The following is a 15,152-nucleotide window of genomic DNA, read 5'->3' as shown; positions in this document are numbered from 1 at the left end:
GGGACCGCGCGTCATATCGCCTACCAGCGGGTCAGCGCATCCTCATCCGCATCGCGGGCGGCAACCCAATCCGCGCCCGCCTCGGTCACTTCCTTTTTCCAGAAGGGCGCGCGCGATTTCAGGAAATCCATCAGGAATTCCGCAGCCTGGAAGGCATCGGCGCGGTGGCGGGCGGCGGTGGCCACCATCATGATCACCTCGTCGGGCGTGAGTTTTCCGTAGCGGTGGATGATGAGCACATCGCCAAGGTTCCAGCGGTCCCGTGCCTCTTGCGCAATCTTTTCCAGCGCCTTTTGCGTCATGCCGGGATAATGCTCGATCTGCATGGCGCGCAGTTTCGTGTCGTCGAGATCGCGCACGATGCCGGTGAAGGTGACGACCGCGCCCATGCGGGATTGTCGTGCGACAAAGCCATTGGCCTCGGTGCCAAGGTCGAAGGCGGCCTCTTGCACGCGGATGTCCATGGCTCAACCCCCGGTCATCGGCGGAAAGAAGGCCACCTCGCGCGCGCCCGTGAGAGAGGCGTCAAAATCGCTCAGCTCCTGATCCACGGCCACGCGCAGGGCGCTCAGATCGGAAAAGGCCGCTTCATAGCGGTCTTCCCGCGCGCGCAGGGTGTTCACGAGGTCCATGACCGTGGCGGGCGCGGTTTCGATCCGTTCCTTGGGAACGCCGATCCGTTCCCGCACCCATGCAAAATAGAGCACATCCATCATCTCTCATCCTTCAGATAGGGGATCGACTTGGCGAGATAGTCGAACCCGGTCAGCAGGGTCAGGGCCGCCGCCAACCACAAGAGCCAGATCCCCACATGCCCGGCCCAGATCATGCCGGCATATTTCCACGTCAACCCGTGCACATCATCCTCTCGTCCCTCAAGGATGGACAATACCAGATGATCATCCATTCCGAACACCGACATACCGAAATAGTGCTCGAACACGCCCTGGGCAAAGAGCACGGCAATCGCGATCATCTGCGCGGTGGTTTTCCACTTGGCCAGTTGCGTGACCTTGAGCGTGCCAGCGGTGTCACCGAGAAATTCGCGCAGGCCCGAGACAAAGACTTCGCGGAAGAGAATGACCGTGGCGGGCAGCACCAGCCAGGGCGACATGCTGGAATATCCGACGATCACCATCAGGGCGATGACCACCATCGCCTTGTCGGCGATCGGGTCGAGCATGGTGCCAAGCTTGGTCACTTGCTTCCAGCTGCGCGCGAGGTAGCCGTCGAACCAATCGGTGATCGCCGCGCAGATGAAGAGCAGAAGAGCGAACCAGTCTGCGTAAGGTCTTGTGAAATAGAGGAACATGACCGCAACTGCCGGGGCGGCGAGCAGGCGGAGCGTGGTCAGGATATTGGGCAAGGTCCACGTCATGGCCCTGTTCTATCCTGTCGCAGAGCAGAGGGAAAGCGCCCTTGAACGCTAGAAATCCCGCAGGCGTCGCGTGGTTTCCGGGTCCATGAAGCCGGCAATCGTCGCCTCGGTCTCGAGATCCATGGCGCGGCGCGGGTCGGTCATGGCGGTGGCGTTCAGCACCCGCTTCATCGCGCGCACCGCCAAGGGGGGCAGATCGGCCAGACGGCGGGCGGTCGAGAGGGCCTCGGGCATCAGATCGGCGTCGGGCACGCATTTCCACGCCAGCCCCATCGCCAGCAGATCGGGCGCGGCGTAGCGGTCGCCGAAAAAGAGCATTTCGCGGGCCTTGTTGAGGCCGACGAGGGCGGGCAGCAGGCTGCTCACGCCGCCGGTGACGAAAAGGTTGAGCGAGACCTCGGGGAAGAAGCCGCGCGCAGAGGCGGCCCAGATCGGGAAATCGCAGTTGATCGCCCATTCAAAGCCGCCGCCCACCGCCCAGCCGTTGATCGCGCCCACCACGGGCTTGTGGTTCAGGACAATGGCATCGGTCGCGCGCTGGATCGCGCGCACCAGATCGCGCGCCTCTTCTTCGCAGGTGGGGTGGACGTGTTCGCGCCGGTCGTCGCCCGCGCAAAATGCCTTGCCCGCGCCGGTGAAGATGATCGCCCGGGTTGCCGGATCGGCATTGGCATCCTCGAAGGCGCGCGCCACATCGTCGATCAGGGCGCGGTTCATGGCGTTGAGGCTATGGGGGCGGTTGAGGGTGATGCAGCGCACGCCCTCGGCCATCATGGCGCTCAGGACGGTGTCATAGGTGAAATCGGTCATGGATAGGTCCTCAGCACGCGTTTCGTCTTGCCCTCGGTCAGCGGGAAGGTGCCGTGCGGCACCAAAGTCACCCGTGCGGTGGCCCCCAGCTTGGTCTTGATCGCGGTGGCGACCTCTTGGGCCAGGCCGTCGGGGGCGGGCCGCCCCTTGGCCAGCTCCACCGAGACCGGCAGCACATCATAGGGCGGCGGGCTGTCGAGGGTGATCCGGTAATCGCCGGAGAGGGCTGCGAATTCGTTGATCACCGCCGCAACCATCGTTGGAAAGAGATTGAGGCCGCGCACGACAACCATGTCATCCGAACGCCCCACCACGCGAAAGCGAAAGCCGCTGCGCCCGCAGGTGCAGGGGGCGGTTTCATCCACGGTGATGATGTCGCCGCTGCGAAAGCGCACGAGCGGCTGGCAGTCGCGCGCCAGATGGGTCAGGACCAGCTCGCCCGTCTGCCCCGCAACAAGCGGCAGGGGCGCGCCGGTGTCGGGGTCGATGAGTTCGGGCCAGAGCACATCGGCGGCCATGTAATGCAGGCGCGTGTCGTGCTCGCATTGCGCCGCGAAGTTGCAGAACACGTCGGACACGCCGTAATTGGCATTGCGCGGCTCCATTCCCCAGACCTCGCGCAGGCGCGCGCGATAGGCGGGATCATCGAGCCCCGCCTCGCCGCCAAAGAGCCCGAGGCGCAGGCCAAGATCGCGCGGGGTCAGCCCCGGGAATTTCTCGGCGATCACCCGCTCCAGAACCGCCGGATATGAGGGGGTGCAGGAAATGGCGGTGATCCCCACCTCTTGAATGGTGCGCACCAAAAGCTCGGTCGAGCCAACGCCGAAGGGCACCACCATCGCGCCGGTGGCCTGCAAGGTCATGTGGTCGGTCAAGCCGCCCATCCACATCTGATAGTTCAGGCAATGCACCACGGTATCCTCGGGGGTGAGGCCGGAGGCGGATTGACAGCGCCCGCCCACGGCCTCTGTCACCGCGCAGTCGCGGGCCGAGAGCGCGAGGTTCATCGCCTGCCCTGTGGTGCCGGAGGTGCGGTGCAGGCGCACGGCGGCGCGGCGCTCTGCGGCCATGTAATTGCCGAAGGGGGGATGTGCGGCCTGCGCGAGGCGCAGCTGCGCCTTGTCCGACAAGGGCAGTTCCGCCAGATCGCGCAGATCGGCGGGAGGTGTGCGCCCCTGCCAGAGATCGCGGTAAAACTCTGACTGTGCCGCGACATAGGCGCTCTGCACCGCCCAGGCCGCCGCTTGATGGGCGCGCAGGCGTTCAGGGCTGGCAAATTCGGCTTGGTCGAGCAGGCTCATGGCTGCAATCCTCGTTCCCAGATGGTTGTGAGCGTGGCAATCACCGCCGCGCGATCGGTGGACACATCGACCAGCCCCGGCTCGTTCGAGAGATAGAGGCTGGAGAAATACTGATCCGTCATGCCGCCCAGGGCATAGGCGCGGCGGGTGAGTTCGGCATCGCTGAGGGTATCGCGCCCCGCGCGCGCCAGCCTGCGGCGGGTGGCGGCAACGACGGTGTCGATCCATTCGCGATTGAGCCGGTGAAAGGCCGCGCGCGCCGCGGGAAAGGCATCGAGATGGTGGATAAGGCACTTCATCAGCCCGCGATTGGCCTCGAACAGGCGGGCGTATGCCTCGGTTGCGGGGCGCATGCCGCGCTCGGGGCTGGTCTGGCTGGCGCGGATCATCCCCGCCTGGAGAAAGGCGGCGAAGCCCTGCAAGAGATCGTCGAGCAATTGGGCCTGATCGGGGAAGTAGAGGTAGAAGGTGCCATTGGCGACGCCCGCCTCCCTGCAGATCGCGGAGATGGTCAGATCCGATAGGGCGGCGCGTTCGAGCAGGGCACAGGCGGCGATGCGCAGGGCCTGTGCGGTGCGGATGCCCTTGGCCTCGCCCTCGACCTGCGCGGCAAGGAAGACCGGATAGCTGGTGTGATCGGTGGGATCGGGCATGGCGACTCAAAATGAAACTGAATTCATGTTCAGTTTTTGAGCGTGCATTGTCAAGCTGATTGATGCGCAGCGTTCAACTGCGGTCGTGGAAGAAATCGTAGAGTTTCTGCGCCATCGCGTCCGACACCCCGTCGACGGCGCGCAGGTCGGCAAGATTGGCGCGGCTGACGGCCTTGGCGCTGCCGAAATGCGCCAAGAGCGCCCGTTTGCGGGCGGCCCCGATGCCCGGCACCTCGTCGAGCGGCGTGGCCCCCACCGCCTTGGCGCGCTTGGCGCGATGCGTGCCGATGGCGAAACGGTGCGCCTCGTCGCGCAGGCGCTGGATGAAATAGAGCACCGGATCATTGTGCCGCAGCGCCATGGGGCGTTTGCCGACCCGATGGAATTCTTCCTTGCCGGCGTCGCGGTCGATACCCTTGGCCACGCCCACCATGGGAATATCCTCGACCCCCATGTCGCGCATGATGCTGGCCACGGCGCTGACCTGCCCCGCGCCGCCGTCGATCAGCAGCAGATCGGGCCATTGGCCCTGGGTGCGATCCGGGTCTTCCTTCAAGAGGCGTTTGAAACGGCGGGTCAGCACCTCTTTCATCATGCCGAAATCGTCACCGGGGGTGATGTCGTCGCCCTGGATGTTGAACTTGCGATAGTGGTTTTTCATCATGCCTTCGGGGCCGGCGACGATCATCGCGCCCACGGCGTGCGCGCCCTGAATATGGCTGTTGTCGTAGACCTCGATCCGCTGCGGCGGGCCGGGCAGATCGAAGACCTCGGCCAGACCGCGCAGCAATTTGCCCGTGGTGGCGGTCTCGGCCATCTTGCGCGCAAGGCTTTCGCGGGCATTGCGCAGCGCGGCGTCGATCAGTTCCGCCTTTTCGCCGCGCAGGGGCACGGTGAGCGTCACCTTGCGCCCCAGCTTGTCGCTGAGCGCCTGTTGCATGAGATCGGTATTCTCGATCGGATGCGACAAGAGCAGACTGCGCGGCGGTTCCTTGCTGTCGTAGAACTGGCCGATGAAGGCCTCGAGCGCCTCGGCCTCTTCGACATCGGCCCCGACGCGGGGATAGAAATCCTGATTGCCCCAGTTCTGCCCGCCCCGGATGAAGAACACCTGCACGCAGGCCTGACCCTGTTCGAGATGCAGCGCGATGACATCGGCCTCGTCCACGGTGCGGGGGTTGATCCCCTGGGCGGTCTGCACCTGCGTCATCGCCTTGATCCGGTCGCGCAAGGCTGCGGCGCGTTCGTATTCCATCGCTTCGGCGGCCTCGGCCATTTGCGCCGCCAGCTTTTCCTGAATCTCGGTCGAGCGGCCGGAAAGATAGCGCTCGGCATCGCTGACCTGCGTCGCATAGTCGGCGCGGCTGATCTTGCCCACACAGGGCGCGGTGCAGCGCTTGATCTGGAATTGCAGACAGGGGCGCGTGCGGCTCTCGAACATGGCATCCGAACAGTTGCGCAGTTGAAAGACGCGCTGCAACTGCGCCAGCGTGCGGTTGACGGCACCGGCACTGGCGAAGGGGCCGTAATAGGCGCCCTTTTCCCGCTTGGCGCCGCGATGTTTCTTGATCATCGGAAAGTCATGCGCGGTCACGAGGATATTGGGAAAGCTCTTGTCGTCGCGCAGGAGCACGTTGTAGCGCGGCTTGAGCTGCTTGATCAGGTTCTGTTCGAGAAGCAGCGCCTCGGTCTCGGTCGCGGTCGTGAGAAACATCATCGACGCGGTTTCCGAGATCATCCGCGCAATGCGCCCGGTATGGCCCGTGGGGCGCGCATAGTTCGACACGCGGGCGCGCAGATTGCGCGCCTTGCCGACATAGAGCACCCGCGCCTGCGCATCGAGCATCCGGTAGACCCCCGGCGACGCATCGAGCGTGCGCAGGTAGTCACGGATCACCTCATGGCCGGGTTTGGGGGGGGATTCGGGTTCGGTCTCGGTCATCGGGCCTCAGATATGATTCCCCCCGAGTGCTGCAATGATCCGAGCCAGAGAGCAAGAGGGAAGCTGTCCACGGTTTCTGTGGATAAGTCTGCGGATAGGTTTCCGTGAAGTGGAAATTTTCCTTGGATTTGACTGGCTTCGTTGAGTTGCCTAATTTTTAGGCAGATTAGTAAACGGCTGATATGTATAGTTAAAAAATTCACAGGTTGGCAAAATATTGAAAACACTAGCGATTTTGTAACGCTTACGTAACGAAAACCGCGCCGGTGCAAAACTTTTGTCGGCAGGCGCGGTTTCTACTCTACACCCAGCACATCGGGGGTCTGCCAACCGAGGTGCTGACCGCCGTCCACACAGAGCAATTGGCCAGTGACACCGGGCGCATGGAGGAAATAGACGAGTGCCGCCGTGATGTCCTGCGGGTTGGCCCCACGGTGCAGAATGGTGGCCCGGCGCTGGTTCTGGAAATGGCTGTCGCTCTGGCGATGACCCTGCAATGTCGGCCCCGGCCCGATGGCATTGACGCGCACCCGTGGGGCCAGCGCCTGCGCCGAGGTGCGGGTCAGCGCCCAGAGGCCCATCTTGGCAATCGTGTAGGTCATGAATTCCGGTGTCAGCTTGTGCACGCGCTGGTCGATCATGTTGATCACCAGCCCCTGCGCCACCGGCTCGCCCGCTTGATCCTGCGTGGGGGCGGGCACCTGGGCGGCAAGCTGCTGGATCAGCACGAAGGGCGCGCGCAGGTTGCTTTCCATGTGGCGATCCCAGCTGCGGCGCGTGGCGGTCTGGAGATTGTCGTAATCGAAGATGGAGGCATTGTTGACGAGGGTGGTGATTGGCCCGCCCAAGGCCTCGGCCGCCTGCGCCACAAGCGGCGTCACCTGCGCCTCGTCCAGCAGGTCGGCCGCGAGCGTCACGGCATTGCGGCCCATCGCCCGGATTTCATCGGCCACCGCCTCTGCCGCATCGCGCGAGGTGGCGTAGTGCACGGCCACGTCTTGCCCCTGCCGCGCCAGTTCCAGCGCCATAGCCCGGCCCAGCCGTTTGCCGGCACCCGTCACCAAAGCCCGCGTCATGCCCTTGCCCCCCTCAGATCAGTATCACCGAGACATAGACCACATAAGCCGAGGTCAAGGCGATGCCCCACAAACGATTGATGTCGAGCCTGAAGAAAACGAAAGGGATGATCAGCAGGGAGGTTGCCAACATCACCCAAAGATCGAAATCGAGGAATTGCGCGTCAACGGGGATATTACCGACAAGCGAGGCAACCCCGATGATGCCCAGGAGGTTGAACATATTGGAGCCGATGACATTGCCCAGCGCCACATCGGCCTGTTTGCGCAGCGCCGCCATCACGGTTGTCGCCAGTTCCGGCAGAGAGGTGCCGACCGCCACGAGCGTGAGGCCGATCACCGCCTCGCTCACGCCATAGCGCTGCGCGAGGATCGAGGCATTGTCCACGAGGATGTCGGCGCCAAGCGGCAGACCGACAAGGCCAAGCAGCAGAAAGGTGATGATCTGCCACCAGGGCATATTGGGGTCCGCGCCTTCGACATCCTCGATCCCGTCCGCCTCGGAGAGGGCGCTGATGGCCGCATCGCGCCGATGCGCCATGGTATCGCGAAACGCATCCGCCAGTATCAGCGTCAGCGTCCCGAGCAGGACGAGCCCCGCGATCCAGTCGAAGGTGCCCCGAAAGGCCAGCAGGATGAACAGGACCGTGGCCGCAAGCATGTGAAGATAGGACTTGGAGCATTTGCAGGCGCTGGTATGCAGCACCGAGAGGATGGCGGGTATCCCCAGCACCAGAAGGATGTTGGCGGTATTCGAGCCCACCACATTGCCCAGCGCAAGCCCCGGCTTGTCATCCAGCACCGCGTTGATCGAAATCAGGAGTTCCGGGGCCGAGGTGCCAAAGGCCACCACCGTCAGGCTCACGATCAGCGCCGGAATCCCCATCCGCAGGCTGAGGTTCACCGCGCCCTTGACCAAGGCGTCCCCCGCCAAGAGCAGGATCACCAGCCCCAGCGCCGACAAAAGCCATGGCATCATTTCAGCTTGTCCTTTTCGCAGGAGCACGGCCCCTTGCCGATGCGGTAACGCCCGCATTTCCGGCACTTGGCCTTGCTCAACTGTTTTTGCCCCGGAAACCTGAGGCGTCCGAACATGGCGAGCACCGCCATCGCCAGCAGAAAGACTATGACGACCTTGACCAGCAAATCAGAGGCCGAACCGGGCAAGGCTTGCCCGTTCCTCGATTGCGGTCAGCGCATCCTCGGCAATGGCCGCACCAAAGCGCGGGAAGAATCCGCGTTTGCGCCCGTAGCGGGCAAGCTGCACCTTGTCGCCATAGAGTTCCTTGAGCTTGGGCAGCAAATGGGCGATGCCATCGGCCAGCCCCAATTCGACGCTGCGCGCGCCCAACCAGAATTCGCCGGTGAAAAGATCTGGGGTGTCGGCAAGCCGGGCACCGCGCCGGGATTTCACATGGTCGATGAAGGCGGTGTGAATATCCTCCAGAATGCCCTTGAGGCGGGTTACATCCTCGGGCTTTTCGGGCAGGAAGGGATCCAGCGTGCTCTTGGATTTGCCGGCCGTGTAGACGCGGCGCTCGATCCCCTGGCGGGTCAGAAACTCGTTCGCGCCAAAGCCCGCCGAGATCACCCCGATCGAGCCCAGCACCGAGGAGGCATCGACCCAGATGTCATCCGCCGCCACCGCCAGCCAATAGCCGCCCGAGGCCGCCACATCCTCGACAAAGGCGTGAACGGGGATCTTCTTTTCCTCGGCCAGCCGTCGGATACGGGCGGCGATGAGCGAAGATTGCACCGGCGAGCCACCGGGGGAATTGATCACCAGCGCCACCGCCACAGGCTTGCCGCGCGCGAAGGCCTTGTCGATCACCGGCCCGATGGCCTCGTCACTCAGCGGGGCGCGGGGCCCGGCGCCGATCATGCCCGCAAGGCGTATGACCGCGACCGTGGGTCTGCGGTTGAGGAAGGGGATCAGATGTTTCATGCCGCCCGATGTAGAGTGCAGGGCCACTACAAACAAGGCGGACCGTGCATCTGAGGGGACTTGCCCGGTATTTCCCCTGCCCTCGCGTTAAAAAAATCACGCGCACATCAGGATTTGATCCGGTATCCGGTCTTGAAGATCAGGCCGACCACGGCAAGGCAGAGGCCAAAGAACAGGGCCACCGCGAGCAGGCTGTAGCCGATGCCGACATCCGCCACCCCGAAGAAGGCCCAACGGAACCCGGAGATGAGATAGACCACCGGGTTGAACAGCGTCACGATCTGCCATGCGGGCGGCAACATCGAGATGGAGTAGAAGGCCCCCCCGAGGAACACGAGCGGGGTGATCACAAGGAGCGGGATAAGCTGCAACTGCTGGAAATTCTCGGCCCAGATGCCGATGATGAAGCCAAAGAGCGCAAAGGTGACGCAGATCATCACCAGAAAAAGCACCATGATCCAGGGATGCTGAATATCGAGATCGACAAAGAGGCTGGCGGTGATCAGGATCACCGTGCCGATCATCAATGCCTTGGTCGCCGCCGCGCCGACATAGCCCAGCACGATCTCGAGGAAATTCACCGGGGCCGAGAGCAGTTCAAAGATCGTGCCGATGAATTTCGGGAAATAGATGCCGAAGGAAGCGTTGGAAATGGCCTGGGTCATCACGCTGAGCATGATCAGGCCGGGCACGATGAAGGCGCCATAGCTCACGCCCTCGACCTCTTGGATCCGCCCGCCGATGGCCGCGCCAAAGACCACGAAATAGAGCGTGGTCGAGATGACCGGCGACAGCAGACTCTCGAGAACGGTGCGGAAAAACCGCTTCATCTCGTAGATATAGATGGCGCGAATGGCGTGCAGGTTCATGCCGCATCCTCCTTGACCAGCCCGACGAAAATCTCTTCGAGGCTGCTTTGGCTTGTTTCGATGTCGCGCACCGAGAGCCCCTCGGCGGCCAGCGCCTGCAAGAGGCGGGTGATGCCCGTGCCCTCGGCGCGTGTCTCGTAATTGTAGATCAGCGACTGACCGTCCGGGGTCTGTTCCAGCGCATAGGACGCAAGCGCATCCGGCACCACGGCGATCGGCGCGGCCAGATCAATCCGCAGCGTCTTGCGCCCCATCCGGCGCATGAGCGCCGCCTTGTCCTCGATCAACAGGACTTCGCCGCGGTTGATGACCGCGATCCGGTCGGCCATGGCCTCGGCCTCTTCGAGATAATGCGTGGTCAGGATGATGGTGACGCCGCTTTCCTTCAATCCGCGCACCACCTCCCACATATCGCGGCGCAGTTCGACATCGACGCCCGCCGTCGGCTCGTCGAGAAAGAGCACGCGCGGCTCGTGGCAGAGCGCCTTGGCGATCAGGACGCGGCGTTTCATGCCGCCCGAAAGTTCGCGGATTCGGTTGTTGCGTTTGTCCCAGAGCGAGAGTTGCCGCAGGATGCGTTCGATCAGCGCGTCATCGCGGGACCGGCCAAAGAGGCCGCGCGAGAAGCGCACGGTATTGATGACCCTTTCGAAGGGTTCCAGCGCGATTTCCTGCGGCACGAGACCGATCATGGTGCGCGCGGCGCGGTAGCCGGTCACGATGTCATGCCCGCCCACCGAGGCCCGCCCGCCGGTCGGCGTGGTGATGCCGCAGAGCGTGGAAATGAGCGTGGTCTTGCCCGCGCCATTGGGCCCGAGGAGTGCGAGGATTTCGCCCTGTTCGATGCGGAGCGACACCGATTTGAGCGCGGCAAAGCCGCCCTTGTAGGTCTTGCTCAGGTTTTCAACGTCTACGATCGCTGCCATGTCTGTCCCCTTTCGGGGGGAAGTTAATCCATGGGCGTCCGGGCGCAACGCGCATCGCGGCATAGCACTCTGTGCGCCAATGCGCGGTGTCGCCGATCAGAAAACAGTCTGTTCTTGTGAGTTTCTTCATAGTTTCGCGTGAGGGTGGTAGAGTAGGCACCACATGGGATGGCGGGCCTGATGTGATTGGGGAAAGCATATGATCAAGCATATCTTGCGGCTTGTTCTGTTGGTGTGTGTTTTGATGACAGGTGTCGGATCCGCACAGGCAGAGCCGCGGATTCTGGTCATGGGCGATTCGCTTTTGGCGATGCACAAGCTGGCGGGGCGCTCTGTCTCGGCCTCGGTCGAGCGGGAATTGGGCGTGCGCGTGACCGACATGTCGGTCGCCGGGGCACGGTTTCTCTACCGGCTGCCGATCAGCGGGGCGCTTGGCCTCAACATCACCAAGCAATACCGGAAGGGCGATTGGGACTGGGTCGTGCTGAATGGCGGTGGCAACGATCTGTGGCTTGGCTGTGCCTGCATGCGTTGTGCGGGCAAGATGGATCGCCTGATCTCTCGTGACGGGCGGCGCGGGACGATCCCCGGCTTTGTGTCACGCCTGCGGCAAAGCGGGGCGCAGGTGATCTTTGTGGGCTATCTGCGCACGCCGGGCGTGACCTCGCCGGTGGAGCATTGCACCGATGAAGGGGCCGAGATGGACCGGCGCGTGGCGCTTCTGGCCGGGCTGGACCGGGGCGTGCATTTCCTGCCGCTCGCCGATCTGGTGCCGCATGGCGACCGATCCTATCACGGCATCGACCTCATTCACCCGTCGTTGAAGGGCAGCCGGGTGATCGGGCAGCGCATCGCAGAAATCATTGTCGCGCATGACGTGGGCACGGTCACTCGCCACCGGTCACTGACGGAATGACAACGCCTGGGGCCTGTTGCCCCGCATCGAAACCACAGCCGTCCCGGGCTTGCCCCGGGACCTCGCCCAGGCAGGTTGGTGGCCCCGGCGCGGGGGCCGGGGCGATGTGACCCAAACAGAGGCAGCGCGCTCTAGCTGATCAACCGCTTGAGCCAGCCTTTCTTTTGTGCCTCGGGTTCGGGGTCGTCCTCGGACGGGCCTTCGAGCACCTCTTCGAGCCGGGCAAAGAACTGATCCGCCATCTTCTTGGCAAAGCCATCGACCAGACGGCTGCCGAGTTGCGCCAGCTTGCCGCCGACGCTGGCCTCGACCTCGTAGCTGAGCCGCGTGCCGGTCTCGCTATCCTCGAGCCGCACATTGGCCCCGCCCTTGGCATAGCCCGCGGCCCCGCCCTTGCCCTCGCCGGTGAGGGTCAGGCTCTCCAGTTCGACGATATTCGAGACCGTGACCATGCCCTTGAACGTGGCCTTGACCGGCCCGACCTTTTGCACGACGGTCGCCTCGAACCCCTCTTCGGGCGTGCCCGTCACCTCCTGCGCGCCGGGCACGCATTCCTTGAGCACCTCGGGGCTGAGCAGGGCCGCCCAGACCGTCGCCCGATCCGCCTTGATGTCGCGCGCGTCACTCATCTGCATCTGTCATGCCCTCCCGTTGCATCCTGCCCGCACCCTAGCGCAGCCCCCTTGCCGCGCCAAGGGAGCAGAAGGTCGGAGCGGCGCAAGGCATCTGGCCTTCGCGCGCTGCTGCCCTTACCCTGCGCCAAAACGGACGAGGGGCAAGGATGCTGTCAGGGCTGCGCGTGGTGGAATTCGAGGGTTTGGGGCCTGCGCCCTTTGCCGCGATGATGCTGGCCGAGATGGGCGCGGAGGTGATCGTGATCCATCGCCCCGGCGCGGGCAATCCGGTGGCGGGCGCGCGCAATCTGCTGGATCGCGGCAAGCGTTCGATCGTGCTCGACCTCAAGCGCGCCGAGGATGTGGCCATCGCGCGCGCGCTGATCCAGCGGTCGGATGCGCTGATCGAAGGGTATCGCCCCGGCGTGATGGAGCGTCTGGGTCTGGGGCCAGAGGCGATGCAGGCCGCCAACCCGCGTCTCGTCTATGGGCGTATGACCGGCTGGGGGCAGGCGGGGCCGCGCGCGCAGGAGGCGGGGCATGATCTGAATTACATCGCCACCTCCGGCGCGCTCTGGTATGCGGGCGCGCCGGGCACGCCGCCTGTCACCCCCGCCACCCTTGTGGGGGATGTGGGCGGCGGCGCGCTCTATCTCGTGGCGGGGATGCTGGCGGGGCTGATCCGCGCCGGGCGCAGCGGGCGGGGCACCGTGGTGGATGCGGCGATTGTCGATGGCTCGGCGCATATGCTGGCGCTTTTGATGTCGATGATGCCTTCGGGCAACCTGAGCATGATGCGCGGTCAGAGCCTGCTCGACGGGCCGCATTGGAGCCGCGTCTACGCCTGCGCCTGTGGTGGCTGGCTGTCGGTGCAATGCCTTGAGCCGCAGTTCTACGCCGAGTTCCTGTCCCGCCTTGGCCTCGCGGACGATCCCAAGCTCGCAGCCCAGCATGACCGCACGCAATGGCCCGAACAGGTGGCGGCGCTGGCGGCGCTCTTTGCCGCGCGCCCGCTGGCCCATTGGGCGGGGATCTTTGCCGGGTCGGATGCCTGTGTCGCCCCGGTTCTGTCCCCCGAAGCGGCGGCGCGCGATCCGCATATGGCGGCGCGCGGTGTCTGGCAGCAGGACGACGGCTGTCTCAGCCCTGCCCCTGCCCCCCGCTTTGACGGGCAGAGCCGCCCGGTGGCCGCACCGCCCGCCCGCGGAGAGCACGGCGCGGAAATCCGCGCCTGGCTCGACGCCGCCGAATGACCCCGAACCAGAGGACCAGCCCATGCCCATTTATGTCGATGCCGATGCCTGCCCGGTCAAGGACGAGGTCGAGCGCGTCGGCACGCGGCATGGGCTGCGGATGTTCGTGGTCTCGAACGGAGGTTTGCGCCCCTCGCGCAATCCGCTGGTAGAGACGGTGATCGTGCCCGATGGCCCCGACGTGGCGGATATGTGGATTGCCGAGCGCGCGGGGCGGGGGGATGTGGTGATCACCGGGGATATTCCGCTGGCCGCGAAATGCGTGGCGGCGGGGGCACAGGTGCTCAAACACAATGGCGAGGCATTGACGGGGGCCAATATCGGCAATGTGCTGGCCACGCGCGATCTCATGGCCGACCTGCGCGCCGCCGATCCGTTTCGGCAGGGCGGCGGCAAGGGGTTTACCAAGGCCGACCGCTCGCGGTTTCTGGACGCGCTGGAACGGGCGGTGCGGGCGGCAACCCGTAACGTCTGAAGGATCACCATGCCCCCTACCCTGTCCGTTCAACGCTCCAATCTGATCGGTGCCGCCTATGCGCTGGCGGCGGTGCTGTGTTTTTCGCTCAACGATGTGGGGTTCAAGTTCTTGTCGGATGCTTACGCCCTGCATCAGGTGGTGTTCATCCGGTCGCTGGTGGGCATGGCGGCCTTTGCCGCCTTTGTCATGCCCTTTGCGGGGGGGCTGTCGCTCTTGCGCACGCGCCGCCCCAAGATGCACCTCTTGCGCGGTCTCTGCGTGGTCAGCGCCAATACCTGTCTCTTTCTGGGGCTGGCGGCGATGCCGATTGCCGATGCGGTGGCGGTGTTCTTTGTCTCTCCGCTGGTGATCACGGTGTTTTCGGTGCTGTTCCTGGGGGAAACCGTGGGACCGCGGCGATGGGCAGCCATAAGCGTGGGTTTTCTGGGGGTCTTGGTCATCGTCAAGCCGGGGACGGCAGCGTTTCAACTGGCCTCGCTCTTGCCGGTTGCGGCGGCGTTTCTCTATGCCGTGATGCATATCCTCGCGCGCAAGATCGGCGGCACCGAGAGCGCGCCAACGATGGTGTTTTACATCCAGCTCACGTTTATCGTCGCGAGCACGATCATCGGCCTGAGCCTGGGCGGCGGGCAGTTCGCCGGGATGGGGCATCCGTCGCTCGAATTCCTGTTCCGCGCCTGGGTCTGGCCCGCGCCGGGGGATTGGCCGATCCTGATCATGCTGGGCATGTCGGGGATGTTGGGGGGTCTCTTCATCTCGCAGGCCTATCGGTTGTCCGAGGCGGCCTTTGCCGCGCCATTCGAATATGTCGCCATGCCGATGGCGATCATGTGGGGGGTGACGGTGTTTGGCACCTGGCCCGATGCGACCGCCTGGATCGGAATTGCGCTGATTGTGGGCTCTGGCCTCTATCTCTTGTGGCGCGAGTCGGTCAAGGATGCGACGTTGGCCACCAAAGCCCCGACCTATCGCCGCTGACCGAGGGAGAACT

General features: G+C 64.3%; 18 protein-coding genes. 4 read left to right on the top strand and 14 right to left on the bottom strand.

The annotated features are described in order from the left end of the window. Positions 1 to 20 precede the first annotated feature (20 nt). The 13 genes from MVC20_RS04670 to MVC20_RS04610 form a co-directional block, all read right to left on the bottom strand. The gene (locus MVC20_RS04670) at positions 21 to 464 is read right to left on the bottom strand and encodes a molybdenum cofactor biosynthesis protein MoaE (protein ID WP_297538928.1); all 444 of its coding nucleotides are present in this window, start codon (positions 462 to 464) and stop codon (positions 21 to 23) included. Positions 465 to 467: 3 nt separating this feature from the next. Beyond that, positions 468 to 713 carry a molybdopterin converting factor subunit 1 gene (gene moaD, locus MVC20_RS04665; RefSeq protein WP_297538926.1) on the bottom strand — a complete coding sequence of 82 codons (246 nt, stop codon included), beginning with the start codon at positions 711 to 713 and terminating at the stop codon, positions 468 to 470. After that, entirely contained in the window at positions 713 to 1,378 is a 666-nt protein-coding gene (gene pgsA, locus MVC20_RS04660; protein ID WP_297538924.1) for a CDP-diacylglycerol--glycerol-3-phosphate 3-phosphatidyltransferase, read from the bottom strand. Before pgsA ends, moaD begins: the two co-directional genes overlap by 1 nt. 48 nt (positions 1,379 to 1,426) lie before the next feature. Then, a complete protein-coding gene (locus MVC20_RS04655) occupies positions 1,427 to 2,188 on the bottom strand; it encodes an enoyl-CoA hydratase/isomerase family protein (protein ID WP_297538922.1) in 762 nt (253 codons plus the stop codon). Continuing rightward, entirely contained in the window at positions 2,185 to 3,489 is a 1,305-nt protein-coding gene (locus tag MVC20_RS04650) for an AMP-binding protein (RefSeq protein ID WP_297538920.1), read from the bottom strand. Before MVC20_RS04650 ends, MVC20_RS04655 begins: the two co-directional genes overlap by 4 nt. Then, a complete protein-coding gene (locus MVC20_RS04645; protein WP_297538918.1) occupies positions 3,486 to 4,142 on the bottom strand; it encodes a TetR/AcrR family transcriptional regulator in 657 nt (218 codons plus the stop codon). The genes MVC20_RS04650 and MVC20_RS04645 overlap by 4 nt, the downstream gene beginning before the upstream one ends. Positions 4,143 to 4,215: 73 nt before the next feature. Continuing rightward, positions 4,216 to 6,084: an excinuclease ABC subunit UvrC gene (gene uvrC, locus MVC20_RS04640; RefSeq protein ID WP_297538916.1), complete on the bottom strand. Its 1,869-nt coding sequence runs from the start codon at positions 6,082 to 6,084 to the stop codon at positions 4,216 to 4,218. Between the two features lie 296 nt (positions 6,085 to 6,380). Next, positions 6,381 to 7,160: an SDR family oxidoreductase gene (locus tag MVC20_RS04635; protein WP_297538914.1), complete on the bottom strand. Its 780-nt coding sequence runs from the start codon at positions 7,158 to 7,160 to the stop codon at positions 6,381 to 6,383. A gap of 13 nt (positions 7,161 to 7,173) precedes the next feature. Further along, entirely contained in the window at positions 7,174 to 8,139 is a 966-nt protein-coding gene (locus MVC20_RS04630; RefSeq protein ID WP_297538912.1) for a calcium/sodium antiporter, read from the bottom strand. Next, complete coding sequence (locus MVC20_RS04625) at positions 8,136 to 8,327, bottom strand: hypothetical protein (RefSeq protein WP_297538910.1); 192 nt, start codon at positions 8,325 to 8,327, stop codon at positions 8,136 to 8,138. Before MVC20_RS04625 ends, MVC20_RS04630 begins: the two co-directional genes overlap by 4 nt. Continuing rightward, a complete protein-coding gene (locus MVC20_RS04620; protein WP_297538908.1) occupies positions 8,308 to 9,105 on the bottom strand; it encodes a S49 family peptidase in 798 nt (265 codons plus the stop codon). Before MVC20_RS04620 ends, MVC20_RS04625 begins: the two co-directional genes overlap by 20 nt. Positions 9,106 to 9,212: 107 nt before the next feature. Next, entirely contained in the window at positions 9,213 to 9,974 is a 762-nt protein-coding gene (locus MVC20_RS04615; RefSeq protein WP_297538906.1) for an ABC transporter permease, read from the bottom strand. Further along, positions 9,971 to 10,900, bottom strand: a complete 930-nt coding sequence (locus MVC20_RS04610) for an ABC transporter ATP-binding protein (protein WP_297538904.1) — start codon at positions 10,898 to 10,900, stop codon at positions 9,971 to 9,973. The genes MVC20_RS04615 and MVC20_RS04610 overlap by 4 nt, the downstream gene beginning before the upstream one ends. A 199-nt stretch (positions 10,901 to 11,099) precedes the next feature. On the opposite strand from MVC20_RS04610, the gene MVC20_RS04605 reads away from it, so the two are divergent. Continuing rightward, positions 11,100 to 11,816: an SGNH/GDSL hydrolase family protein gene (locus MVC20_RS04605; protein WP_297538901.1), complete on the top strand. Its 717-nt coding sequence runs from the start codon at positions 11,100 to 11,102 to the stop codon at positions 11,814 to 11,816. Positions 11,817 to 11,947: 131 nt separating this feature from the next. Here the strand turns inward: MVC20_RS04605 and MVC20_RS04600 are convergent, their stop codons facing one another. Next, positions 11,948 to 12,451 carry a carbon monoxide dehydrogenase subunit G gene (locus MVC20_RS04600; protein WP_297538899.1) on the bottom strand — a complete coding sequence of 168 codons (504 nt, stop codon included), beginning with the start codon at positions 12,449 to 12,451 and terminating at the stop codon, positions 11,948 to 11,950. A 146-nt stretch (positions 12,452 to 12,597) separates the two neighbouring features. Here MVC20_RS04600 and MVC20_RS04595 point away from each other — a divergent pair, with 146 nt between their 5' ends. Genes MVC20_RS04595 through MVC20_RS04585 form a run of 3 tightly spaced genes read left to right on the top strand, consistent with a single transcriptional unit; the run spans position 12,598 to position 15,139 of the window. After that, entirely contained in the window at positions 12,598 to 13,683 is a 1,086-nt protein-coding gene (locus tag MVC20_RS04595; RefSeq protein ID WP_297538897.1) for a CaiB/BaiF CoA-transferase family protein, read from the top strand. A 22-nt stretch (positions 13,684 to 13,705) separates the two neighbouring features. Continuing rightward, complete coding sequence (locus MVC20_RS04590) at positions 13,706 to 14,158, top strand: YaiI/YqxD family protein (protein WP_297538895.1); 453 nt, start codon at positions 13,706 to 13,708, stop codon at positions 14,156 to 14,158. Between the two features lie 9 nt (positions 14,159 to 14,167). Then, positions 14,168 to 15,139: a DMT family transporter gene (locus tag MVC20_RS04585; RefSeq protein WP_297538893.1), complete on the top strand. Its 972-nt coding sequence runs from the start codon at positions 14,168 to 14,170 to the stop codon at positions 15,137 to 15,139. Positions 15,140 to 15,152: the final 13 nt, after the last annotated feature.

This window comes from Roseovarius sp., assembly GCF_027019125.1.
GTDB lineage: Bacteria > Pseudomonadota > Alphaproteobacteria > Rhodobacterales > Rhodobacteraceae > Roseovarius.
This window is presented reverse-complemented; position numbering and strand designations above follow the sequence as displayed.